This is a genomic window from Cellulosilyticum sp. I15G10I2, from assembly GCF_900095725.1.
Lineage (GTDB): Bacteria > Bacillota > Clostridia > Lachnospirales > Cellulosilyticaceae > FMMP01.
The window spans coordinates 144,008-166,257 of the sequence record NZ_FMMP01000011.1; the positions used below are offsets into that span (position 1 = coordinate 144,008).

General features: G+C 35.9%; 21 protein-coding genes, 1 riboswitch and 1 other annotated feature. Of the genes, 17 read left to right on the forward strand and 4 right to left on the reverse strand.

Translation table 11 applies throughout. The annotated features are described in order from the left end of the window. Nucleotides 1–49 precede the first annotated feature (49 nt). The 13 genes from BN3326_RS12715 to BN3326_RS12775 all read left to right on the forward strand — a co-directional run bounded on the left by BN3326_RS12715 (nucleotide 50) and on the right by BN3326_RS12775 (nucleotide 12,851). Entirely contained in the window at nucleotides 50–1,348 is a 1,299-nt protein-coding gene (locus BN3326_RS12715; RefSeq protein ID WP_069999623.1) for a phenylacetate--CoA ligase family protein, read from the forward strand. A gap of 13 nt (nucleotides 1,349–1,361) precedes the next feature. Further along, on the forward strand, nucleotides 1,362–2,666 hold the full coding sequence (locus BN3326_RS12720; protein ID WP_069999624.1) for a phenylacetate--CoA ligase family protein: 1,305 nt from the start codon (nucleotides 1,362–1,364) through the stop codon (nucleotides 2,664–2,666). Nucleotides 2,667–2,691: 25 nt separating this feature from the next. After that, a complete protein-coding gene (locus BN3326_RS12725; protein ID WP_069999625.1) occupies nucleotides 2,692–3,117 on the forward strand; it encodes an acetolactate synthase in 426 nt (141 codons plus the stop codon). A 158-nt stretch (nucleotides 3,118–3,275) separates the two neighbouring features. Next, entirely contained in the window at nucleotides 3,276–5,054 is a 1,779-nt protein-coding gene (locus BN3326_RS12730) for a methyl-accepting chemotaxis protein (protein ID WP_171903832.1), read from the forward strand. 143 nt (nucleotides 5,055–5,197) lie between these two features. Then, nucleotides 5,198–5,554, forward strand: coding sequence for a hypothetical protein (locus tag BN3326_RS12735; protein ID WP_069999627.1), 357 nt, complete (start codon nucleotides 5,198–5,200; stop codon nucleotides 5,552–5,554). Nucleotides 5,555–5,798: 244 nt separating this feature from the next. Next, the gene (locus BN3326_RS12740; protein ID WP_069999628.1) at nucleotides 5,799–6,197 is read left to right on the forward strand and encodes a hypothetical protein; all 399 of its coding nucleotides are present in this window, start codon (nucleotides 5,799–5,801) and stop codon (nucleotides 6,195–6,197) included. A gap of 208 nt (nucleotides 6,198–6,405) precedes the next feature. Next, nucleotides 6,406–7,335, forward strand: coding sequence for an AEC family transporter (locus BN3326_RS12745; protein ID WP_069999629.1), 930 nt, complete (start codon nucleotides 6,406–6,408; stop codon nucleotides 7,333–7,335). A gap of 68 nt (nucleotides 7,336–7,403) precedes the next feature. Beyond that, a riboswitch (SAM riboswitch) is annotated at nucleotides 7,404–7,508 on the forward strand. A gap of 200 nt (nucleotides 7,509–7,708) precedes the next feature. After that, nucleotides 7,709–8,983, forward strand: coding sequence for an O-acetylhomoserine aminocarboxypropyltransferase/cysteine synthase family protein (locus BN3326_RS12750; RefSeq protein WP_069999630.1), 1,275 nt, complete (start codon nucleotides 7,709–7,711; stop codon nucleotides 8,981–8,983). Between the two features lie 234 nt (nucleotides 8,984–9,217). Next, the gene (locus tag BN3326_RS12755) at nucleotides 9,218–9,844 is read left to right on the forward strand and encodes an ECF transporter S component (protein ID WP_069999631.1); all 627 of its coding nucleotides are present in this window, start codon (nucleotides 9,218–9,220) and stop codon (nucleotides 9,842–9,844) included. A gap of 64 nt (nucleotides 9,845–9,908) precedes the next feature. Then, a complete protein-coding gene (gene coaBC / locus BN3326_RS12760; RefSeq protein WP_069999632.1) occupies nucleotides 9,909–11,099 on the forward strand; it encodes a bifunctional phosphopantothenoylcysteine decarboxylase/phosphopantothenate--cysteine ligase CoaBC in 1,191 nt (396 codons plus the stop codon). 53 nt (nucleotides 11,100–11,152) lie between these two features. Beyond that, nucleotides 11,153–11,611, forward strand: a complete 459-nt coding sequence (locus BN3326_RS12765; protein ID WP_069999633.1) for a GNAT family N-acetyltransferase — start codon at nucleotides 11,153–11,155, stop codon at nucleotides 11,609–11,611. A 3-nt stretch (nucleotides 11,612–11,614) separates the two neighbouring features. Further along, nucleotides 11,615–12,355: a DUF8091 domain-containing protein gene (locus BN3326_RS12770; protein ID WP_069999634.1), complete on the forward strand. Its 741-nt coding sequence runs from the start codon at nucleotides 11,615–11,617 to the stop codon at nucleotides 12,353–12,355. Nucleotides 12,356–12,374: 19 nt separating this feature from the next. Continuing rightward, nucleotides 12,375–12,851 carry a lipoprotein gene (locus tag BN3326_RS12775; protein ID WP_069999635.1) on the forward strand — a complete coding sequence of 159 codons (477 nt, stop codon included), beginning with the start codon at nucleotides 12,375–12,377 and terminating at the stop codon, nucleotides 12,849–12,851. A 69-nt stretch (nucleotides 12,852–12,920) separates the two neighbouring features. Here the strand turns inward: BN3326_RS12775 and adhE are convergent, their stop codons facing one another. Then, nucleotides 12,921–15,536 (reverse strand): bifunctional acetaldehyde-CoA/alcohol dehydrogenase, encoded by a 2,616-nt coding sequence (gene adhE / locus BN3326_RS12780; protein WP_069999636.1) that lies wholly within the window; start codon nucleotides 15,534–15,536, stop codon nucleotides 12,921–12,923. Nucleotides 15,537–15,935: 399 nt separating this feature from the next. Between adhE and BN3326_RS12785 the strand changes: the two genes are divergently transcribed. Next, nucleotides 15,936–16,373 (forward strand): DUF2752 domain-containing protein, encoded by a 438-nt coding sequence (locus BN3326_RS12785; protein ID WP_083258701.1) that lies wholly within the window; start codon nucleotides 15,936–15,938, stop codon nucleotides 16,371–16,373. A gap of 16 nt (nucleotides 16,374–16,389) precedes the next feature. On the opposite strand, the gene BN3326_RS12790 is transcribed toward BN3326_RS12785, so the two are convergent. Together BN3326_RS12790 and BN3326_RS12795 are read right to left on the reverse strand one after the other, a co-directional pair. After that, on the reverse strand, nucleotides 16,390–16,890 hold the full coding sequence (locus tag BN3326_RS12790) for a hypothetical protein (protein WP_069999637.1): 501 nt from the start codon (nucleotides 16,888–16,890) through the stop codon (nucleotides 16,390–16,392). A gap of 32 nt (nucleotides 16,891–16,922) precedes the next feature. After that, complete coding sequence (locus BN3326_RS12795) at nucleotides 16,923–17,423, reverse strand: hypothetical protein (protein ID WP_069999638.1); 501 nt, start codon at nucleotides 17,421–17,423, stop codon at nucleotides 16,923–16,925. A gap of 248 nt (nucleotides 17,424–17,671) precedes the next feature. Continuing rightward, nucleotides 17,672–17,875, forward strand: a binding site (T-box leader). A gap of 145 nt (nucleotides 17,876–18,020) precedes the next feature. Here BN3326_RS12795 and serS point away from each other — a divergent pair. Then, a complete protein-coding gene (serS, locus tag BN3326_RS12805; protein ID WP_069999640.1) occupies nucleotides 18,021–19,301 on the forward strand; it encodes a serine--tRNA ligase in 1,281 nt (426 codons plus the stop codon). An 81-nt stretch (nucleotides 19,302–19,382) separates the two neighbouring features. After that, on the forward strand, nucleotides 19,383–20,834 hold the full coding sequence (locus BN3326_RS12810) for an MATE family efflux transporter (protein WP_242875999.1): 1,452 nt from the start codon (nucleotides 19,383–19,385) through the stop codon (nucleotides 20,832–20,834). Nucleotides 20,835–20,886: 52 nt separating this feature from the next. Here BN3326_RS12810 and BN3326_RS12815 read toward each other — a convergent pair whose 3' ends face one another. Further along, nucleotides 20,887–21,630 (reverse strand): M15 family metallopeptidase, encoded by a 744-nt coding sequence (locus BN3326_RS12815; protein ID WP_069999642.1) that lies wholly within the window; start codon nucleotides 21,628–21,630, stop codon nucleotides 20,887–20,889. Nucleotides 21,631–21,801: 171 nt separating this feature from the next. On the opposite strand from BN3326_RS12815, the gene BN3326_RS12820 reads away from it, so the two are divergent. Beyond that, on the forward strand, nucleotides 21,802–22,242 hold the full coding sequence (locus tag BN3326_RS12820; RefSeq protein ID WP_069999643.1) for a TM2 domain-containing protein: 441 nt from the start codon (nucleotides 21,802–21,804) through the stop codon (nucleotides 22,240–22,242). The last annotated feature ends 8 nt before the right edge of the window (nucleotides 22,243–22,250 follow it).

A 22,250-nucleotide genomic window follows, 5' to 3' on the forward strand; every position in this document is an offset into this window, starting at 1 on the left:
GTCAAGGTAGCTTTGGCACCAGTAGTTTATCGGAGGGAGCAGTATAATTATGAATTTCTGGCAAAGAGAAGAGACGGTAAGTTTAGATGAGAAAAAGGCTATACAATCTGAAAGATTATCTTTAACTGTTAATAGGGTTTATAAGCATGTACCTTTTTATCGTCAAAAGATGAAGGCGTTAGGGTTAAAGCCTGAAGATATTAAAAGTATTGATGACTTAAAGCATCTGCCCTTTACTACCAAACAAGATCTTAGAGATTACTATCCCTATGGGCTTTTTGCAGCTCCCATGGAAGAAGTTGTACGTATTCATGCTTCATCGGGTACGACGGGACAGCCGACAGTTGTTGGCTACACCAAAAATGATATTGCGATGTGGCAGGATATGATAGCTCGGTGTTTTACGGCTTATGGCATTACCAAAAATGATATTATTCAGAATGCTTATGGTTATGGACTCTTTACGGGTGGGCTGGGATGCCATCATGGGGCAGAACATCTAGGGGCAGCTGTAATTCCTATATCAGGAGGAAACACTAAAAAGCAAATTCAGCTGCTGCAGGAATTTGGTTCGACTGTTATAACTTGTACACCTTCCTATGCTTTATATATAGGTGAAACAATGAAGAATATGGGCATTGATCCAAGAAGCACAAAGCTTAGAGTAGGGGTATTTGGTGCTGAGCCTTGGACGGAGGAAATGAGAGAACAAATAGAGAGTCTTTTTGGTATTGAAGCCATGGATATTTATGGACTAAGTGAAGTATTAGGACCTGGCGTTGCATTTGACTGTATGAAAAGAGCAGGCTTACATATTAATGATGATCATTTTGTACCTGAGGTTGTAGATGCAGATACACTAGAACCCCTTAAAAGCGGGGAATCCGGTGAGCTTGTCTTTACAATGATTACAAAAGAAGCATTGCCGCTTTTAAGATATAGAACCCGGGATATTACAAAGCTTTATACAGATAAGTGCGAATGTGGCAGAACACTTGTACGTATGGATAAGGTAACAGGACGCAGTGATGATATGCTTATTATAAGAGGGGTTAATGTTTTTCCTTCACAAATAGAAAGTATTATTTTAAAGGTAGCAGAAACAGCACCTCATTATGTACTGATTGTAGATAGAGTTAATAATCTTGATACCCTTGAAGTATGGGTAGAAGCTAAAGAAGGCTTATTTTCAGATGCTATTAAATCATTAGAACGCGTAGAAAAACATATTACGAATGAGCTCTTTAGTCTGCTTGGACTTCATGTCAAAGTAAAATTGGTTGAGCCTAGAACCATAGAGCGGAGTGAGGGCAAGGCAAAAAGGATTATAGATAAGAGAAAAAAATAGGGAGTGATAACAGGTGATCTGGCAACAAGAGGAGTGTCTCTCAAGAGATGAAATGCATGCACTGCAGAGTAAAAGATTAATAGATACGGTAAATAGAGTTTATCAAAATGTGCCGTTTTATAAAAGTAAGATGGATGAACTAGGAATAGAGACTGGAGATATTAAAGATATTGATGATATTATCAAGCTACCGTTTACGACAAAGCAAGATCTAAGAGATAATTATCCTTATAAGTTATTTGCCGTACCTATGAAAAAGGTAACGCGGGTACATGCTTCATCGGGAACAACAGGGAAACCAACTGTTGTAGGCTATACCCAAAACGATTTAGCGTTGTGGTCGGATTGTATTGCACGGTTTTATGCGGCAATGGGAGTTACAGAGGATGATGTGGTGCAAAATGCTCTTGGGTATGGTTTTTTCACAGGAGGGCTTGGTTTTCATTATGGGGCAGAAAGATTTGGGGCAACTATAGTGCCTATTTCAACAGGCAATACGAAAAAACAGATACAAGTTATGCAGGAGTTTGGAAGTACTATTTTAGTCTGTACGCCTTCATATGCAGTTTATCTTGGAGAGAGTATGAAGGGACTAGGAATTGACCCAAGAAGTATTGGCATTAAGGCAGCGCCGCTTGGTGGAGAGCCTTGGACCTATGAAATGAGAGCTCAGATCGAAGATCTATGGGGGATGAAAGCCCATGATAGCTATGGGCTTAGTGAGATTATAGGACCAGGGGTAGCTTTTGAGTGTCAGCAGCAGAATCATTTACATATTAATGAAGACCATTTTTTTCCGGAGATTATTCATGTAGATACACTTGAAGCGGTGCCTTATGGAGAAGCGGGAGAACTTGTTTTTACATGTATTACAAAGGAAGCACTCCCGCTTTTGAGATATAGAACAAGAGATATTTCAAGCTTAATAGATACACCGTGTGGCTGCGGAAGAACAACCACTCGGATGACAAAGTGTGCAGGGCGGACAGACGACATGCTTATTATAAGAGGCGTCAATGTATTCCCATCACAAATAGAAAGTGTACTGCTTAACTTAGGAGAAACAGCGCCCCATTATGTGTTGATAGTTGATAAAGTTAATAATCTTGATACCCTTGAAGTGTGGGTGGAAGGAAAAGAAGGCGTTACTTTTGTAGATGGTATGCGGCATATGAAAGCAATTGAGAAAAAAATTACTGATGAAATAAGAAGTGTACTAGGTATTCAAGTTAAAGTTAAGCTCGTAGAACATAAAACAATAGAGCGCAGTGAAGGAAAGGCTAAGCGTATTATTGACAGGAGAAATCAAAAAATATAATAAGGATATAAGAGGAGGCAATAGTATGATTATAGAGCAACTTTCAGTATTTATAGAAAACAAGTCGGGAAGAATATATGAGGTTATGCAAATATTAGGGGATGCCAATATTAATGTATCTGCACTCTCGATAGCAGATACATCTGACTATGGCATTATCAGACTGATTATAAGTGATCCTGAGAGTGGGATTAAGCTGCTTAAAGCGCAAGACTTTTCTGTACAGACAACTCCAGTAATTTGCTGTAAAGTACCCAATGCACCAGGAGGACTTAAAAGGATGCTGGCATATTTAACGCAAGATAATATTAGTATAGAATACATGTATGCTTTCTCAGTAGGTGATGATGCTTCTGTCATACTTAGAACTGAGGATTGCAATAAGACTATTGAATGCTTATCAAGACATAAGATGGAACTTATGAGTGCAAGTGACATTTATCAACTATAATACATATCCCCTGCTTCTAAAAAAACAGGGGATATAACAATTTGCGACAAAATTTGTGGATAGAAGTTGTAATACTTGCGTTCAAGTGATAAAATACTATTATAAGATGTAGTTAATCTAGGGGATAGATGCTATATACTATACTAGGAGGCTTGAGTATGAAGAAGATTAGTACTAAAATTCTGCTGTTATCTATTATTAATTCGCTTACAGTTATGATTATTTTAAGTGGTATTGCTATTTGGGGGCTCGTTAGTATGCAAGGTTCATATGTAGACGAACTAGAAACAACGATTAGAGCTGATTTTGACCACTTAATTGAAACTCAGGTTCAGAGTGCAGTAAGCTTAGTGCAAAATTATTATGATCAATATAAAAATGGAGAAATGAGTTTAGAGCAAGCTAAAGAAATGTCAGCTTCATCTATTAGAAATCTTAGGTATGGACAAGATGGTTATTTTTGGATTGATACCTTTGAAGGGGTAAATGTAGTTCTTCTAGGAAATGATACAGAGGGTACCAATAGACTAGAAGCCGTAGATGAAAAAGGCAATTATTTAATTAAAACTATCATTGAAAACGGAAAAAAAGAGGGCGGTGGGTTTTCGGACTACTATTTCGCAAAAAAAGGTGGTAATGAACCTCTGCCAAAAAGATCTTATTCCTTAGCTTTTGAACCTTTTGAATGGGTTATTGGTACGGGGAATTATACAGACGATATAGATGTAATCATAAAAAATGAAAAAGAGGAAATTGCAAAGGCGGCAAAAGAAAAAATCTTTTTATTACTCTTGCTATCTGTTACCTTAGCGGCTGGATTTGCGGGAATTTCTTTGTTTGTTGGCAAAAAAATATCAAGACCTATAGAAGATGCTGCAAAAACTATTAAGCAATTTGCTTTAGGAGACTTTATGGTTGAAATACCAGATAAGTATTTAAAGAAAAAGGATGAAATTGGTCTCATATCTCATTCTTTAAAACAAATGTCTGTATCTATTAAGATGATGCTAGCAGAAGTAAGAGCTGAATCTATTGCTTCAATGCAGGTGATTCATAAAGTAAGCACTCAAATACACAGTTTACAAAACAAATTTAATGAAGTAGTACAAGAAACCCATCATTTATCAATGGGAATGGAACAGACAGCGGCGGCCTCAGAGCAGATGAATGCAACATCAAACGAGATAGAAACAGCAGCAAGTTCCGTTGCAGAGAAATCCCAAGAAGGCATGAGGGCTGTTAATGATATGGCTAAAAAAGCCACTGAGATCCAAGCAAGTGTTAGTGAATCAGAGAAGAATGCTCTGAAAATAATAACAGAGACTAAAAGTCAATTGGAAGAAGCCATTGAAGAATCAAAAGCTGTAGAGAAGATTACGGTTTTATCAGATGCGATACTGCAGATTACCTCTCAAACTAATCTGCTTGCACTGAATGCAGCAATTGAAGCGGCAAGAGCTGGGGAAGTTGGCAGGGGATTTGCTGTGGTTGCAGATGAAATCAGAAAGCTGGCAGAAGACTCAAGGCAGACAGTTACTCAAATACAATCTATTACTGAAGTCATAACAAATACTGTTCAGAATCTATCTTCAAGTTCCAGCAAATTACTTGATTTTGTTTCACATGGTGTAAAAAAAGATTATGCTTTTATGCTGGATATAGCAGAACAATATAATGAAGATGCAGAAGGCATGGACGCGTTAGTCGCAGATTTTAGTGCTACATCAGAAGAATTATTAGCTTCAATACAAGAAATGATGAAAGTAATAGATGGCATTACTGAGGCAACTGTTGAAGGGGCATCGGGAACAACAGCTATTGCACAAAAGTCAGACTTTGCGCTTGAAAGAACAAATGAGATAGTGCATATGCTTGGAGCAGTAAGAGAAGGGGCAGAAACCTTATCCCGTGCAGTAGAAAAGTTTAATATAGAATAAAGACAAAGTAAAATGCGGGCAGATGCCCGCTTTTTCTCTGCAAGAAATTTTAAAAAAAATAGTATAGTAACTTATATTTATAGTGTCCATTTGCTTTAAGAAACATATTATATAGTACAATCAATCTTAAAGGAGTGTTTTTTATGGCAAAAAGATGTTGTTATTCTGATGGGTGGAGACATGGGGACTATACAAACGATATCGACGATTCTTTCAACAGATATTCAAATGATATTTTTCAAATTCTAGCTCAGATTCAAGCACAACTTCAAGTACAGGCACAATTACAAGAACAAATTCAGGAGCAGCTTCAAGAACAATTGCAAATTCAAGTTCAAGTGCAAGCGCAAATCCAAGCACAAGCACAAGCGCAAGTCCAAGCACAGGGTCAAGAGACAACCGATACAGATACCACTACAAATACCAATACGTCTACATCTAGCCTGATAACCATTAATTTCCTTCCATTTGTAGATGACGCTGTTACACCAGCACCATAAAGGAGTTATTAAATTGGATATGAGATGATTTTTTTCATAGATTAGGGGACGAGCTTCCTGTAAATGTATGAAAAAGCAAATTTTACCTTTTATCTAGGTGATGATTAAGAAAGGAGAACTACTTAGAGGATATGCAGGTAGTTCTCCTTCTTAATACTAAAGATCCTTTCTGGGGTAAGTAGGAAATAATGTTAAAAGTTTCATGAGAATAAAATTATAAAGTAAGACAAGAGGTGTTAAAATTATGGCTAAGGGAATTAATCTAATTAAAACGAATATAGTACAATCTGAAAAAAGTACTAAAGATATTATATTACAAACTAAAAAAATATTAGAAAAATCACTAGCGCAATCACAATATGGAGAGAATGTTACGCCACTCTTAAATGCAGTGCTTCAAATTGTTACGCAAATTAGCCAGCTTGCACTTGATGCTGCTATAGAAACAATGGAACAAGGTGAGGTTCAGAACGATGGGAATGTAGTTATAGAGAGTTCAAAAAATACACTTAAGGAAATAGAGGACATTAATGAAATAATTAAAAACTCACTGGAAAATCTATCGTTAAGTTCAGAGAGTTTGGTTGAATTTGCCGGTAAGGATATTAAAAATATTTTATCTATGTATACACCGAAGAAATAAAATAGGAGCAGTTTTTTGAAATAAATGATGCTAGATTACACGTTGCATCAAACTTTGTTTCAAGGAACTGCTATTATTTGCGTACTTTTGTGAATTAAGAGCTTGATAGCGACGTATTTTGACATAAATTATGGAAATAAGATGAAACAGTTGTAATTCTCGTGCAGATGATTTAGTATAGTAAAGATACTGTATGGGAGGCTTGAGCGTGTTACATTATATTTTTACAATTGTAAATCAAATATTTATTATGTTTTTACTTATGTTAGTTGGATATATTTTAAGTAAAAAAAATATATTAACTGAAGAAGGCACTAAGCAGATTTCTACATTACTTATGATGATTGTAACACCGGCGGTTATTATTGCTTCTTATCAAAGAGAATTTGAATATAAATTGGCAAAGATGCTTCTTATTTCATTTGCACTAGGATTAATTGCATATGCTGTACCTATTATTATAGGGAGTGTGTTATTTAAAACGGATAAAACTATAGATTTTCAAGATAAGCGTATGTGCCTTGTTTTTTCAAATAATGGATTTATGGCTATTCCTCTATTGCAAGCGCTGCTTGGCAGTATAGGAGTGTTTTTAGGTTCGGCACATATTGTACTTGGGAATGTATTTCTCTGGACCTATGGCGCAAAAACCATGGGCAGAGAAAAATATCAAATCAACTTAAAAACAGCTCTGATTAACCCAGGAACTCTTGCGATGCTTGGTGGACTCTTAGTATTTATTTCGCCTGTAAAACTACCGAATACTTTGTATCAAGTATTTAATTATATTGGGGCAATTAATATGCCACTTGCTATGATGGTTCTGGGAGCCTTTTTAGCAAAAACAGACTTTATCAGTTGCTTTACAGATAAATCTATTTATACTATAAGTATTTATAAATTAGTACTAGTACCAGCTGTTCTTATGGGAGTTCTTCACAGCATTTCAGCAGATCAGATAGTGACGGCAACACTACTTATAGGAGCAGCAGCGCCTACCGGAATTGTTGCGCCTATGTTTGCGCAGCGTTTTAATACAAAATATCTTTATAGTACAAAAGTTGTTACAGTAACAACGCTGCTGTGCATCATGACTATGCCAGTTTTTCTAACAATCATAGAATTTTTTTGGAAGTAGTAAAAAATAAAAAATAAAAAAGTATTGACACAGTAATATTATAGGAATACAATGGTATAAATTAAATATGCTTATCGAGAGAGGTGGAGGGACTGGCCCGAGGATACCCAGCAACCGTCATTACATTTGTGACAAGGTGCTAATTCCAGCAGGATAATCCTGAGAGATAAGGTTGAGTAAGTAACCGCCCTCTTCTCAGGAAGAGGGCGGTTTGATATTTTATAGCCCCTTATTGAAGCATATTAAAAATTTAATGTTGTTTCTCAGAATAATTTCACATTAAATAACATCATGAATAAGTTAACTTTAAAATGTGAAATCTATAGGATCAAAATAAAAAATATAAATTCAATAGTATAAGGAGGAATACAATATGGCAAATTGGAGTTTTGACACATTACAAATTCACGGAGGGCAAGAAGTAGATCCTGTTACAAAATCAAGAGCTGTGCCTATTTATCAAACAACATCTTATGTGTTTAATGATACAGAACACGCAGCCAACTTATTTGGACTTAAAGAACTTGGGAATATTTATACACGTATTATGAATCCTACAACAGATGTTCTTGAAAAAAGAATCGCACTGCTTGAAGGCGGAAAGGCAGCACTTGCTGTGGCATCTGGTTCAGCAGCTATTACTTATTCTATTCTAAATGTAGCGGGAGCTGGGGATGAAATTGTATCTGCAAGTACTTTATATGGAGGAACCTATAATTTATTTGCAAACACACTTCCTAATTATGGCATAGTAACAAAATTTGTAGATCCTGATAAAGCAGAAAATTTTGAAGCTGCCATTAATGAAAAAACAAGGGCTATTTTTATAGAAACCTTAGGAAATCCTGGTATTAATATTGTAGATATTGAAGCTGTAGCAGACGTAGCCCATAAACACGGTATTCCGCTTATAATAGACAATACTTTTGGAACGCCATATCTTATTAGACCTATTGAATTTGGAGCAGATATCGTAGTTCATTCAGCCACTAAATACATAGGTGGACACGGAACGACTATGGGTGGTGTGATTGTAGATGCAGGTAATTTTGACTGGGCAAAGAGTGGCAGATTTAAAGGTTTTACTACACCTGATCCAAGCTATAATGGTTTGGTTTATGCAGACGCATTTGGACCGCTTGCCTTCATTTTTAAAGCGAGAGTACAACTTCTAAGAGATACGGGAGCAGCGCTTAGTCCATTTAATGCGTTCTTGCTTTTACAAGGACTTGAAACATTATCTTTAAGAGTAGAAAGACACGTAGAGAATGCTGAGAAAATAGCAGCATACCTTGAAAATCATCCCAAAGTAGCTTGGGTAAAATATCCAGCACTTAAGAGCAATAAATACTATGAACTTGCGCAAAAGTACTTCCCAAAAGGAACAGGGGCAATCTTTACATTTGGACTTAAAGATGGTGATAAAGCTGTTGCGTTTATAGATAAACTTGAAATTTTCTCGCTCCTTGCCAATGTAGCGGATGCTAAATCACTTGTTATTCATCCAGCAAGTACAACGCATGCACAGTTAAATGAAGAACAACTCATTGCAGCTGGTGTATCAAAAGAACTTATTCGTTTATCAGTTGGTATTGAAGATGTGAATGATCTTATAGCAGATATTGAAAAAGCATTAAGTGAAATATAATAGTATTTTAACTTACTAGAAAACTAGAGGCTGGTTTCTAATCTTATTTATAAGGTATAGAGCCAGCCTTTTATTTGAAAACGACTACAAAGTGATTGGATAAAAGGGAGAAAAAAAGTTGCGCTATTTAATGAAGCGGTAGACAATTTAGTAAAATAGTTTTAAAATAATAATGATAATTTATTTTAAAACACTGCATCTTTTAAAAAGAGTGGTAGTTTAGGGAGGCTTTTTATGAAACAATTAAACAGTACAAAGAAAATGGTGCTTATTGCTATCTTTGCAGCAATCCAGATTATTCTTGCATGTACTCCACTTGGGTTTATACCAGTAGGCGTGACGAGAGCTACAACGGTACATATTCCTGTTATTTTAGGAGGTGTTCTGATAGGGCCTGGGGCAGGTGCGATACTTGGGGCGGTTTTTGGACTTACCTCACTTGTTATTAATACTATCAACCCAACAATTACTTCTTTTGTTTTCTCACCCTTTTATTCAGTAGGAGAAATGAACGGAAACATATGGAGTCTGGTAATTGTTATGGTTCCAAGAATACTAATTGGTGTTACTGCGCATTATAGCTTTAGAGCTGTCCAGAAATTAGACAAGTCAAAGATCTTAGCTTATATTACAGCAGGTCTTACAGGCTCACTGACAAATACGTTACTCGTTTTAGGTGGAATCTATATATTTTTTGGAGAAAGTTATGCAGCAGTTAAAGAAATAGGATTTGATGTTCTATTTAAATTTATAATGGGAATTATTGCAGTGAATGGGGTGCCAGAAGCCATTGTTGCTGCACTCATTACTGTAACCATAGGTAAAACACTTGCGCCTATACTTGTAAAAGATGTGAAATAGTTTTTAGAGCAGGCTAATAGGTCTGCTCTTATTTAATTATAGAGACTGATTAGGAGGGATCTAAATGAAAAAAAATGTTGTAATAGGGGTGACAGGGGGTATTGCAGCTTATAAAGCGCTGGATATCGTAAGTGCACTTCGCAAAAAAGATATTAATATAGATGTTATTATGAGTGAAAATGCCTGTGAATTCGTTACGCCGCTTTCTTTTGAGTCGCTCTCAAATAATGCTGTAGTTACAGATACCTTTAACCGAACAAAAAGTTGGGAAATAGAGCATATAGCACTTGCCAAAAAAGCGGATTTGTTTTTAATTGCACCGGCGACTGCAAATATTATTGGTAAGGTAGCGCATGGGATTGCAGATGATATGCTGAGCACGACTATTATGGCAGCAAGATGTCCTATTGTATTTGCGCCAGCTATGAATACTTTTATGTATGAAAATGCTATTGTACAAGAAAATATAAACAGCTTAAAAGGTAAAGGATATCATTTTATAGAACCTGACAGCGGACGTTTAGCATGTGGAGACTTAGGTAAAGGTAAACTTCAAAAGACGGACATTATTGTAGAAGAAGTAATGAACTATCTAGAGACAACAAAGGAGCTAGAAGGGATAAACATTTTAGTAACAGCAGGGCCGACTGTAGAAAAAATAGATCCGATGCGCTATATTACAAATCATTCTTCTGGTAAAATGGGTTATGCCATTGCTGAGGCTGCCGTAAGAAGAGGGGCGAGTGTTAAATTGGTTTCAGGACCTACACATTTGCAGACTCCTTATAAAGTAGAAAGAATAGATATAGAAAGCGCACTGGAGATGTACGAGGCTGTTCATGAGCATTTTGAATGGGCGGACGTTGTCATTAAAGCTGCGGCGGTAGCTGATTATAGACCTTTAAACGTGAGCGAAGAAAAGATAAAAAAATCAGGAGATGATATAGCGCTTGCGCTTACAAGAAATCCAGATATTCTGCAAAGTTTAGGGAGTAGTAAAGGCAATAAAATACTAGTAGGATTTGCAGCAGAGACAAAAGATATTACACAATATGCTGTAGAAAAAATAAAAAATAAAAATCTCGATTTTATCGTGGCTAATAATATTAAAGAAGAGCATGCGGGTTTTAAGGGAGATACGAATATTGCGGCTATTATTAACAAAGATGGCACCCAAACACAGTATCCTGTGATGAGTAAACTGCAGCTTGCCCACATCATTTTAGATAGGGTTAAGTTAAGTTTGTTTATATAATTTAATCATTTGTGTTAATATGAATATAAACTATAAGGTAAAGGAGTACAGTAATGAAAATTAGAAAAGCGACTTTAGATGATTTTGAGATCATTGCAGAATACAATTACCGTTTAGCAAAAGAAACGGAAGATAAAGAACTAGACCGTGAATGTTTGATCGGAGGGGTTAAAGCCCTTCTAGAAGATGAAAGTAAAGGGGTGTACCACGTTTGTGAGGTAGAAGGCACGGTTGTTGGACAAATCATGTATACTTATGAATGGAGCGATTGGAGAAATGGATTCTTCTTATGGATACAAAGTGTGTATGTAGATGCAAATTATAGAAAACAAGGGGTTTTTAAAGCGCTTTATGACTATATTAAGAAAATGTGTGATACAAATGAGCAGGTAATAGGTCTTAGACTCTATGTAGAAAAAGAGAATCAAATAGCTCAAAAAACTTATCAAAACTTGGGGATGGATGAGTGCGGCTATTTGATGTATGAATATGAAAAGAGAAAAAGTAAATAACGTATGGATGAGCAAAAGTTTGAGCGTGCAAAAGAGGCAGTTGGTAAAAGTGATAACCTTGGCTTGGGAATAGGTACATTAAAGGAAGGTACACTTCATGCGGTAGTTAAGCATTATATAGAAGATAATATAAACTTTCATGAAGTAAAAGTAGGCCGCTTTGTGGCAGATATTAAGCGGGAAAATGAAATTATAGAGATACAAACAAGGCAGTTTTCTAAGCTTCGAAAAAAGCTAGAGTGCTTTTTAGAAATGTATCAGGTAACAATAGTCTATCCTATATCCCATGTAAAATGGTTATCGTGGATTGATGTAGAGAGCGGTGAGGTTAGCCCAAAGCGTAAATCACCTAAAAAAGGCTCCCCTTATGAAATATTCTTTGAACTTTATAAGATTAAAGATCTGCTGATACATCCGAGTCTTTCAATTTGTATTGTACTTATTGATATGGAGGAATATAAGCTATTAAATGGTTGGAGCCGAGACAAAAAAAGAGGGGCTTATAGGAAGGATAGAATTCCTACCCAGTTAATAGAGGAGATAAATATAAGCTGCCCGCAAGATTATAAACAGTTTATCCCACATACACTAAATAATTCATTTACTTCTAAAGATTTTAAGAAACATACAAAACTTAGTTTAAGAAGTGCTCAGTTAGCCCTCAATGTACTTACTTATTTGAGTGTTGTAGAACGTATAGGTAAGAAGGGGAACGCTTATATTTACAAAATAAGCTCTACATAGTTAATATAGGGGGAATTAAATGAAAAAAATAGTTATAGCACTGCTCGTTATGCTAGTATTATCTGGGTGCAGCCAAAACAAAGAAAAAGAGTTGGCAAAAGAAATCATTACAAAGATGATTACTTACAGTACTTACACACAAACTGATAAAAATGAAGATAATCTGCCTATTATACTTGAGGCGTATTTTTCAGATGAGGGATATAAGCAGTTTGTAGCGGGAAAAACAGGCTATATCTATCCAGAATATCTGCGTCTTACAAAAGCTAGTGACACGGAGAAAATAAAATTTAAGAAGATAGAAATGAGTAAGCAAAAAAAAGGGTTTAGATTAACATGTCATGTTGAATATAGCATCGTGTATAACAATAAAAAAATAAAAATGCAAGATACACTAACACTTAGCTTCGATGAAAAAAAGCAGGTTACAGAAGTATTGATACTTAATACGAGTGATATCATACATAAAATGTTTCTGGAGAGACGCATTATGTAAACCAAAAAAGAAACTCCCTTGCGAAATAGCTGCAGGTGAGTTTCTTTTTTGGTTGAGGGTTTATATATCTTATTTGTTAGAATAAGCTTTTTTGTAAAGGTCTTCGAGTTCAACAACTTTAGGAAGACGTGGATTAGCTGTTGTACACTGATCTTCAAATGCTTTATAAGCAAGATCATTGACAGCTGCCATATATGTTTTTTCATCAATGCCCGCTTCTTTAATCGTCATAGGCACATTGAGTTCTTTCATTAAATCTTGAACGGCTTTTATAAGAGATTTAACACCTTCTTCTGGTGTAGAAGCTTTAAGTCCAAGCGCACGTGCGATTTCAGCATATTTATCAGCTGCAATGAATTTCTCATATTTAGGGAAGCTTGTAAACTTGGTTGGTGTTGTAACACCGTTGTATGCAATAACATGTGGAAGAAGTATTGCATTTGCACGCCCGTGAGGAATATGGAACTGTGCACCGAGTTTATGTGCGAGTGAATGGTTTATACCAAGAAATGCGTTGGTAAAGGCCATACCTGCTATACAAGATGCATTATGAATTTTCTCTCTGGCTACTGGGTCTTTAGCTCCAAACTTATAAGAACGTGGTAAGTATTCAAAGACTAACTGAATAGCTTTAATAGCAAGAGCATCTGTAAAATCAGAAGCAAGGATTGATACATAAGCCTCAATAGCATGTGTTAATACATCAAGTCCAGTATCTGCTGTTACAGCAGCTGGTACAGACATTACAAATTCAGCATCAATAATCGCTACGTCTGGTGTTAGTTCGTAGTCAGCAAGTGGATATTTCATGTTTTTTGAACGGTCAGAAATAACTGCAAATGATGTTACCTCAGAACCTGTACCTGATGTTGTAGGAATAGCTACAAATTTAGATTTATGACCCATTTTAGGGAATTTATAAACACGTTTTCTGATGTCTAAGAATTTTTGTGACATACCTACAAAGTCAGCTTCTGGGCTTTCATAGAATAACCACATTGCTTTAGCTGCATCGATAGGAGAACCGCCGCCAAGTGCAATGATGACATCTGGTTTGAATGAGCGCATCATTTCGCAGCCTTTACGTACCGTTTCAAGGTCTGGATCTGGTTCCACGTCACTAAAAATTTCTACAGCAACTTTATTGGCGTTTTTATTTAATTGATACGTAAGTTTTTCAACGTAACCAAGTTGAATCATCATAGGATCAGTTACAATAAGTGCGCGAGTGATATCAGGCATTTTAGCTAAATATTGAACAGAACCTTGTTCAAAGTAAATTCTTTCTGGAATTTTAAACCACTGCATATTCACGCGTCTTTTCGCCACCCTTTTTTTATTAATTAAGTTTACAGCTGTTACATTAGATGTTGTAGAGTTGCGTCCATAAGAGCCACATCCAAGTGTAAGAGACGGCATATTTGTATTATAAATGTCACCAATAGCACCATGGGTTGAAGGGGAGTTGACAATAACACGGCCGGTTTTGAGTCTCTTAGAAAATTCTTCAATCACATTATTATCATTAGAATGAATAACAGAAGAGTGACCAAGACCACCAAGTTCTACCATTGTTTCAGCCATTTCAATACCTTCATTTGCATCTTTAGCTTTTACTACTGCAAGGACAGGAGAAAGCTTTTCGCGAGATAGTGGATGCGCAGCTCCAACGCCTTCAATTTCACAGCAAAGCACTTTCGTATCTTTTGGAATAGAAATGCCTGCAAGAGCGGCTATTTCATAAGGATATTTGCCGACGATAGCTGCATTAACCATTTGTTTTTCAGGATTAATAACAACAGGCTCAAGTTTTTTAACTTCTTCTTTAGTTGCAAAGTAACAGCCTTGTTTTTTCATAAATGCTACAGCTTGATCATAAATAGGAGCTTCTATAATAGCAGCTTGTTCAGAAGCACAAATCATACCGTTATCAAATGATTTTGAAAGGATAAGATCAGTAAGAGACCTTTCAAGATTAGCAGTTTTTTCAATAAAAGCCGGTACGTTACCAGGACCAACGCCAAGAGCTGGTTTGCCGGATGAATAAGCTGCACGTACCATGCCAGAACCACCAGTTGCAAGAATCATAGATACATTAGGATGGTTCATTAGTGCATTAGTTGCATCAATTGAAGGATAATCAATCCATTGAATACAGTTTTCGGGAGCACCTGCTTTTACAGCGGCGTCACGCAGTATTCTTGCTGCTTCAGATGAACACTTTTGAGCTGAAGGATGGAAACCAAATATAATAGGATTGCGGGTTTTAGCACTAATAAGTGCCTTGAACATTGTTGTAGACGTTGGATTTGTTACAGGGGTAACACCTGCTACGATCCCTACAGGTTCAGCAATTTCCATATAGCCTTCATCTTCATTTTCATCAATAACACCAACAGTTTTATCATACTTGATACTGTGGTAAACATACTCGGTTGCAAAAATATTTTTTGTAACCTTATCTTCAAATATACCACGGCCTGTTTCTTCAACTGCAAGTTTAGCAAGGTACATTTGTTCAGATAGGCCGGCAAGTGCCATTGCCTTTGTAATTTCATCTACTTGTTCTTGAGAAAGTGACATGTACTTCTCGAGGGCTTTTTCAGCATTTTTAACTAAAGTATTCACCATTTCAACTGCATCTACAGCAGAAGCTTCGGTTTTGGCTTTTTTGTTTTCAGACATTTTAAGGGCCTCCTTTAATAAATAATGATTATAGAGTGTACATTTTTTATAAATACTATTAAATTAAATAATAAATTAATATGTTATATTTTTAACAAAGTAGGTTAAAAATATAAGACTTATTTTTATAAGTCATTACGTTCTAACTACAATATCATGCTAACATAGGCCAAAACTTTTGTCAATATTTTAACATACTCGTATACTGTATACATAAATGTTGAAAAATTAGAGAATATGGCAAAAATAGTTCAAAAAAATAAATAACTAAATTTGATATTAGTTATATTTAACGTTAAAAATTTAACACTAAGACAAAAGATTATAGGTTTCTACCAAGAGATTGTGCTATAATAATACTAATTTATTTAAAATGTAATAAAAATAGAAAGGTTTAATATGTATAAATCAGGCAGCAGACAAATGATTAAAGAGCATCTAAGGACATTTTTAATGAGTATAGGTATACTAGGGCTTGGTACCTTTATATTCTATATATCGGATATAAGATGTTTATTTAAATATACTATAGGCATACCTTGCCCGGGGTGCGGCTTAACGAGAGCCTGGTTATCTTTCTTTAAGATGGACTTCCAGCAAGCTTTAAGATGGCACCCTTTATTTTGGGTGGTGCCAATTGTGATTTTGATAAAGGTTTTTTCTCAGGGAAAAGCCTGTGAGAGAAGTTGGGGATATCGCACAGGCTGGTTGCTGCTGGCACTGCTGGTGGTAGGGGTTTATATAGTACGTATGATACAGCTTTTTCCGGATACGCCGCCTATGGATTATAACCCAAAAGCATTGCTTTATCAGTGGAAAACCGTAAGTGGCAGATAAAGCTTAATACTGCAGGTCATTCTCTTTCGATGATGCGTTCAAGTCTATAAAGGGTGTCGGAAGCAGAAGTTCTTAGAAAATAAAAATCCTCTAATAGCAGTGCTTTTTCCACACCACTGGTTTCCTTTATAAATTGAGAAAGCTGATACAATGAGTTTTCAACAGAATTTAGTGCCACAAGTGAGAGTAATAAATCTCTGCGCTGATAACTAAGTTTAGGGACACTGCTGATGTAATTTAATATTCTTTTTTCCACGTCTTCCATTTCATTGTAAATTAAACTGAGTTCTGATGTGAAATCTGTGTTGCTTACAGGAGGTACACCGGTAACATCCTCAAGCAGGGTGATGATATGGTCTTGTAATTTCCTTATATCTTCGATATATTGTGTGAGGATTTCTTTGTGTTCTATCATAGCTACATTACCTGAAGCTGATAATGGAGAAATAGCCAAGCAAAGAGTTGAAATTGATAGTAACAAGGGTATAAATAATTTTATTTTAACATAGTGATTCATTGTGTATACCTTTCTGTTAAAGGATGTTTTTATTATTCTCTTAAGATAATATTTTCTACTCTGTTAAGTGCATCAGCAGTAGCTGTTCTTAAAAAATAAAAATCTCCTAATAATTGTGTACGTGTTGCTGAATCAGTTGCCCTGATAAACTCAGTAAGTTGGTACAAGGAGTTTTCAAGAAAATGAAGTGCATCCATTGTAATAAGCGTATCTCTACGCTCGGTACTAAGTCGCGGAAGTGTATCCAGATAACTTGATATATTTCTATCAAGTTGTTCAATTTGTCTATAAATAAAAGTAATTTTAGACTCCAAAAGAGTACTATCCTCGGGAGGAACGCTTATAGCGTTCTCAAATAATGAAAATACTTGATTGTGTAATATTCTTATACTTGCGATATACTGTGTAATGATGTTTTTGTGTTCAGCTGGAGTCACAGTATTTGAGGAGAATAATGGCGGATAAATAAAGCAATAAATCATGATAGACAGTAAAAGCAATAGGGATAATTTTGATTTAATGGCGTTTCTCATGTGAGTACCTCTTGGATATATAGTATGTGAATGTATAGTTATTGCGTTTTTGTGGTCAATAATAAAAAAAGGACCTAGGTTTCAGGGGGAGAAACCTAGGTTGAGGGGGGATTTAGCGATGTACCTCACACTTGGTACGATAATAGTATGAACAGTAAAAACTCTTTTTATACAAACTAAAAAAAAAAATTAAGTTCCTTGATTTTTTACTTTGGATATTCTATAATATAACCAATTGTATACTTAATATTATAACGATGATAAAAGAAAAGCTTTAGAAATGTTTTTAAGAGAGCTAGTGGTAGGTGAGAACTAGTAAACAAGCTAAAGTGATCCGCTTTTGGAGTTTCTGGTGATGAATCAGAAGGGAGTTGCCCTTTACAGCAGCTATAAGGTTAGTCCGAAAGGGCTGATAAATAAAGGTGGCACCACGAGGTATTCTCGTCCTTTTACATTTAGAGCAGTATATACCATTATGTATATTGCTCTAAGTGTAAAAGGACGTTTTTTATTGTACATCAAGCGGATACTAGGCGGTATTTAATGGATGTCATGTACAAAGAATGAGTTACACACACTACTTAAAGAGGTGAAGAAATGTTAGATATTAAATTATTACGTTCAGATTTAGAAGGTGTTAAGAAAATCCTATCTACAAGAAGCGGCAGCTACAACTTAGATGAGTTTACGTCATTGGATGTTAAAAGAAGAGAGTTGCTTCAAGAAGTAGAGCAGCTTAAAAACAAACAAAATGTTGTTTCAAAACAAGTTCCTGCTATGAAAAAAGAAGGTAAGGATGTCACGGCTGTTTTTGCTGAAATGAAAGAACTTTCAGATGAGATCAAAAATCTTGATAACGCAGTTAAAGAAATTGATGAGAAGTTAGAAGCTATTCTTATGACACTGCCTAATCTTCCAAATGCAAAAGTACCTGTAGGTGCCAGTGATGCAGATAATGCCGAGATGCGAAGATGGGGAGATGTGCCACGCTTTGACTTTGAAGTAAAGGCGCACTGGGATATTGGTGAAGGCTTAGATATCTTGGATTTTGAAAAGGCAGGTAAAGTAACAGGCTCAAGATTTGTATTTTACAAAGGGCTCGGTGCAAGGCTTGAACGTGCACTTATGAACTTTATGCTGGATATGCATGTAGATCAGCATGGGTATACAGAAGTATTTCCGCCTTTTATGGTAAATAGAAAAAGTATGACAGGAACAGGACAACTTCCAAAATTTGAAGAAGATGCTTTTAAAGTACAGGGAACAGATTACTTCCTTGTACCAACAGCAGAAGTACCTGTAACGAATATGTATAGAGAACAGATTCTTACAGGTAGTGAGCTTACTATTAAACACTGCGCTTATACAGCGTGTTTTAGAGCAGAAGCAGGATCTGCAGGCAGAGATACAAGAGGTATTATCCGCCAGCACCAATTTAATAAAGTAGAACTTGTAAAATTTGCAAAACCAGAAGAATCTTATGAGGAACTAGAGAAGCTTACACAGGATGCAGAAAATATTCTTAAGACACTAGGACTTGCTTATCGCGTTGTAAGACTGTGCAGCGGAGACCTTGGTTTTAGTTCAGCTATGACCTATGACCTTGAAGTTTGGATGCCAAGCTACGATAGATATGTAGAAATATCAAGTTGTTCAAACTTTGAAGATTTTCAGGCAAGACGTGCAAATATCAAATTTAAAAATGATATGAAGGATAAAGCACAATTTGTGCATACTCTAAATGGAAGTGGAGTAGCCTTAGGCCGTACAACAGCTGCAATTCTTGAGAACTATCAGCAAGCTGATGGCTCAGTTATCATACCAGAAGCTCTTCGTCCTTATATGGGTGGCATATCTAAAATAGAGATGCCTAAATAATAAGTTTAAAAATCAGCAGATATTAAAAAGATAGTTTCTACATATTATTATAGAAGCTATCTTTTTTTATATGTAAAAATTATGAAAAAATTACTTTACACTTTGGGTATGAATTATGCTATGATTGAATATGCGAATTGTAGAAGAATATATTTTTGGATTATGAAGATAGGAGGCGAATTAAAAGTGATTACAAGGGATAGAAATTTTTATAAGCTGATTTTAGCCATAGCGCTGCCAATAGCTTGCCAAAACCTAATCACCTTCGCTGTAAGTATGGCAGATTCTGTAATGATAGGAAGGCTTGGAGAAATTCCTTTATCAGCAGTATCGCTTGCCAATCAATTATTTTTTATTTTTATGATTTTTATATTTGGACTTGGAAGCGGGGGCAATATATTAATCGCACAGTATTGGGGAAAAGGGGATACCCAAGCAATACATAAGATTATATCAATTATGTATAAAGCAGGTGTTATTTTTACATTGTTATTTATGCTAATCGGAGCTGTATTTCCTCAAACATTTATGAGTGCTTTTTCTAAAGACGCGCAAGTTGTAGCACTTGGAACACAGTACCTGCAGATTATCTTTATAAGTTTTATTTTCTTTGCCCTAACTAATATAACGATAAATGTTTTAAGATCAGTACAGACCGTTAAAATATCATTAGTGGTTTATAGTGTGTCTCTTGCTGTGAATATATTCTTAAACTGGGTACTTATATTCGGAAATCTTGGAGCACCTGCTATGGGCGTAAGAGGTGCAGCGATTGCGACGACTATTGCGCGGTTGTGCGAATTTTTAATTGCAATAGGATTTATGTTATTTGTAGAAAAGAAAATTCAGTTCAAAATTAAATGTTTGCTTAAAACAGACAGCCTTCTACTTAAAGACTTTGTAATTGTCGGAGGACCGGTTTTACTTAACGAACTCATATGGGCTTTAGGGTCTACAGCCCTAGCGTTTATTGTAGCAAAATTAGGAACAGAAGTCGTGGCAGCTACGAGTATTAATAATGTTGTCTGGCAGTTTGTAGCTATATTTATTATGGGGGTAGGCCATGCTGGAGCAGTTATTATAGGGAATACAATAGGAGCGGCCGAATATATAAAAGCGCAGGAGTATGCAAATACATTAATTATGGGTGCAGTTATATTGGGATTAGCCGGGGGGCTTGTTATGTTTGGGATTCGTCCTTATGTTCTTATGCTCTACAAAATATCAGATACTACACGAGCGATAACTATGCAGATTATTGCAGTGAGCTCGGGTATTTTGGTATTTCAGTCATTAGCTTTTACATTGATGATAGGTATACTAAGAGGCGGAGGGGATACAAGATTTGTACTTATAACAGATGTTATATTCTTGTGGCTTGTAGCGATTCCTCTTGGGTATATTGCTGCTGTCGTATTTAAGCTGCCTATACCAGTTGTATTTATCATTCTTAAGTGTGATGAAGCTATTAAAGTTATTGTCTCGCTCTTTAGAGTTAAAAGTGGTAAATGGATTAAAAATGTAACACGCTGATATAATTAACAGGCATTTTGCAAATAATAATTACAAAATGCCTGTTAATTCATTAGAGAAGCTGAGCAGATTTTTTTATTAAAGATTTAATATTATTTACGGTAATACGAGAGGTGTCCAGCCACACATGAGGCGAGCTAATAATGCCTTTTATAATAAGTTGTGTGACTGCAGATTCATAAGAAGAAACATTTGGGTTAAAATACTTTGCAGTCTTCAGGATGAGGCTCTGGGTAGATGGGATATGAACTGAGGTTAAATTGCGCCAAAAATCAGGGCTGCCGATAATTTTTTTATCTACAAGCTTTTGGATACTGGCTTCATAAAAAGGATCATCTGTAGTTTGAGGGTTATCTGTACTTGGTGGCAGATAATCAGGTGGCCTTTTACCAGCATTGAGATCCGCAATAGATAATCCAAAGGTATATTGAAAATGGGAGCGGTCTTTAAAACTAGCCCAATTTCCGCCCCATTCAAGGCCTAGCTTCTGACCGATGGTACCAACTTTGTTAAGGATGGTCACATTATAAGCATCCCCAATAACATTATTGTAAACATCAAACGCGAGTCCCCATTGATGATAAGAACTCATGGAAGATCCTCTTGCATAGGTAACAATACTTCCGGGACGTGTTCGGCCTTGGGCATAAAGGTAGTCTTGACGTTCTATGGTTCTATATGCTTCACTTATTCCGATATTAAGTTTAGCTTTTTTACATTCTTCAAGAAGCTTAAGAGCAAGTTCTTTTACTTTGGGGTGGAGTTCATCTAGGTCTTTTCTAATTGCAATACTCATTATATCTCTAACCTCCTTATAGCTTGGAATATCTTTACTAATATTATATGTGTTAAGGGGTTAAAAGTTCTAAAAGTGTATTCAGTATTTTCTATTGAAGTAAATAGGGATAGTATGATAGTATAAAAATAATATAGGTTTTAGAGTGAAACAATATATGGAGGGGTAAAAATGTTTTGTGAAAAATGTGGCAATGAAATAAGTGAAGGCGTGAAATTCTGCCCAAATTGCGGGCAGCCTAAAGAAAGTCCTGAAATATATAATCAAACAGAAAAGTTTAGCAGTCAAACACCGTATAATGGTCAAAGTGGATACAGCGACCAGACACAATATAATGGACAGTATAATCAATACCAGCAGTACAATCAAAGTCCTGTATATAATGGGATGTCAACACAAAAATCTAAAGTTGCAGCGGGACTCCTTCAAATCTTTTTAGGCGGGTTTGGCGTAGGGAGATTTTATTTAGGATACACAGGTATTGGGGTAGCGCAGCTTTTGGTGACAATATTTACTTGTGGGCTTGGCGCGATATGGCCATTTGTTGATGGCATACTTATTCTCTGCGGGCAGGTGCCAAATGATGCAAATGGTGTGCCGCTTAAAGACTGATATTAAAA

What these genes read in the sequence shown, in the direction of transcription:
- BN3326_RS12715 (WP_069999623.1), top strand. Translation starts at nt 50, where the DNA reads ATGAATTTCTGGCAAAGAGAAGAGACGGTAAGTTTAGATGAGAAAAAG.
- BN3326_RS12725 (WP_069999625.1), top strand. Translation starts at nt 2,692, where the DNA reads ATGATTATAGAGCAACTTTCAGTATTTATAGAAAACAAGTCGGGAAGA.
- BN3326_RS12730 (WP_171903832.1), top strand. Translation starts at nt 3,276, where the DNA reads ATGAAGAAGATTAGTACTAAAATTCTGCTGTTATCTATTATTAATTCG.
- BN3326_RS12735 (WP_069999627.1), top strand. Translation starts at nt 5,198, where the DNA reads ATGGCAAAAAGATGTTGTTATTCTGATGGGTGGAGACATGGGGACTAT.
- BN3326_RS12740 (WP_069999628.1), top strand. Translation starts at nt 5,799, where the DNA reads ATGGCTAAGGGAATTAATCTAATTAAAACGAATATAGTACAATCTGAA.
- BN3326_RS12750 (WP_069999630.1), top strand. Translation starts at nt 7,709, where the DNA reads ATGGCAAATTGGAGTTTTGACACATTACAAATTCACGGAGGGCAAGAA.
- BN3326_RS12755 (WP_069999631.1), top strand. Translation starts at nt 9,218, where the DNA reads ATGAAACAATTAAACAGTACAAAGAAAATGGTGCTTATTGCTATCTTT.
- coaBC (WP_069999632.1), top strand. Translation starts at nt 9,909, where the DNA reads ATGAAAAAAAATGTTGTAATAGGGGTGACAGGGGGTATTGCAGCTTAT.
- BN3326_RS12765 (WP_069999633.1), top strand. Translation starts at nt 11,153, where the DNA reads ATGAAAATTAGAAAAGCGACTTTAGATGATTTTGAGATCATTGCAGAA.
- BN3326_RS12770 (WP_069999634.1), top strand. Translation starts at nt 11,615, where the DNA reads ATGGATGAGCAAAAGTTTGAGCGTGCAAAAGAGGCAGTTGGTAAAAGT.
- BN3326_RS12775 (WP_069999635.1), top strand. Translation starts at nt 12,375, where the DNA reads ATGAAAAAAATAGTTATAGCACTGCTCGTTATGCTAGTATTATCTGGG.
- adhE (WP_069999636.1), bottom strand. Translation starts at nt 15,536, where the DNA reads ATGTCTGAAAACAAAAAAGCCAAAACCGAAGCTTCTGCTGTAGATGCA.
- BN3326_RS12785 (WP_083258701.1), top strand. Translation starts at nt 15,936, where the DNA reads ATGTATAAATCAGGCAGCAGACAAATGATTAAAGAGCATCTAAGGACA.
- BN3326_RS12790 (WP_069999637.1), bottom strand. Translation starts at nt 16,890, where the DNA reads ATGAATCACTATGTTAAAATAAAATTATTTATACCCTTGTTACTATCA.
- BN3326_RS12795 (WP_069999638.1), bottom strand. Translation starts at nt 17,423, where the DNA reads ATGAGAAACGCCATTAAATCAAAATTATCCCTATTGCTTTTACTGTCT.
- serS (WP_069999640.1), top strand. Translation starts at nt 18,021, where the DNA reads ATGTTAGATATTAAATTATTACGTTCAGATTTAGAAGGTGTTAAGAAA.
- BN3326_RS12810 (WP_242875999.1), top strand. Translation starts at nt 19,383, where the DNA reads ATGAAAAAATTACTTTACACTTTGGGTATGAATTATGCTATGATTGAA.
- BN3326_RS12815 (WP_069999642.1), bottom strand. Translation starts at nt 21,630, where the DNA reads ATGAGTATTGCAATTAGAAAAGACCTAGATGAACTCCACCCCAAAGTA.
- BN3326_RS12820 (WP_069999643.1), top strand. Translation starts at nt 21,802, where the DNA reads ATGTTTTGTGAAAAATGTGGCAATGAAATAAGTGAAGGCGTGAAATTC.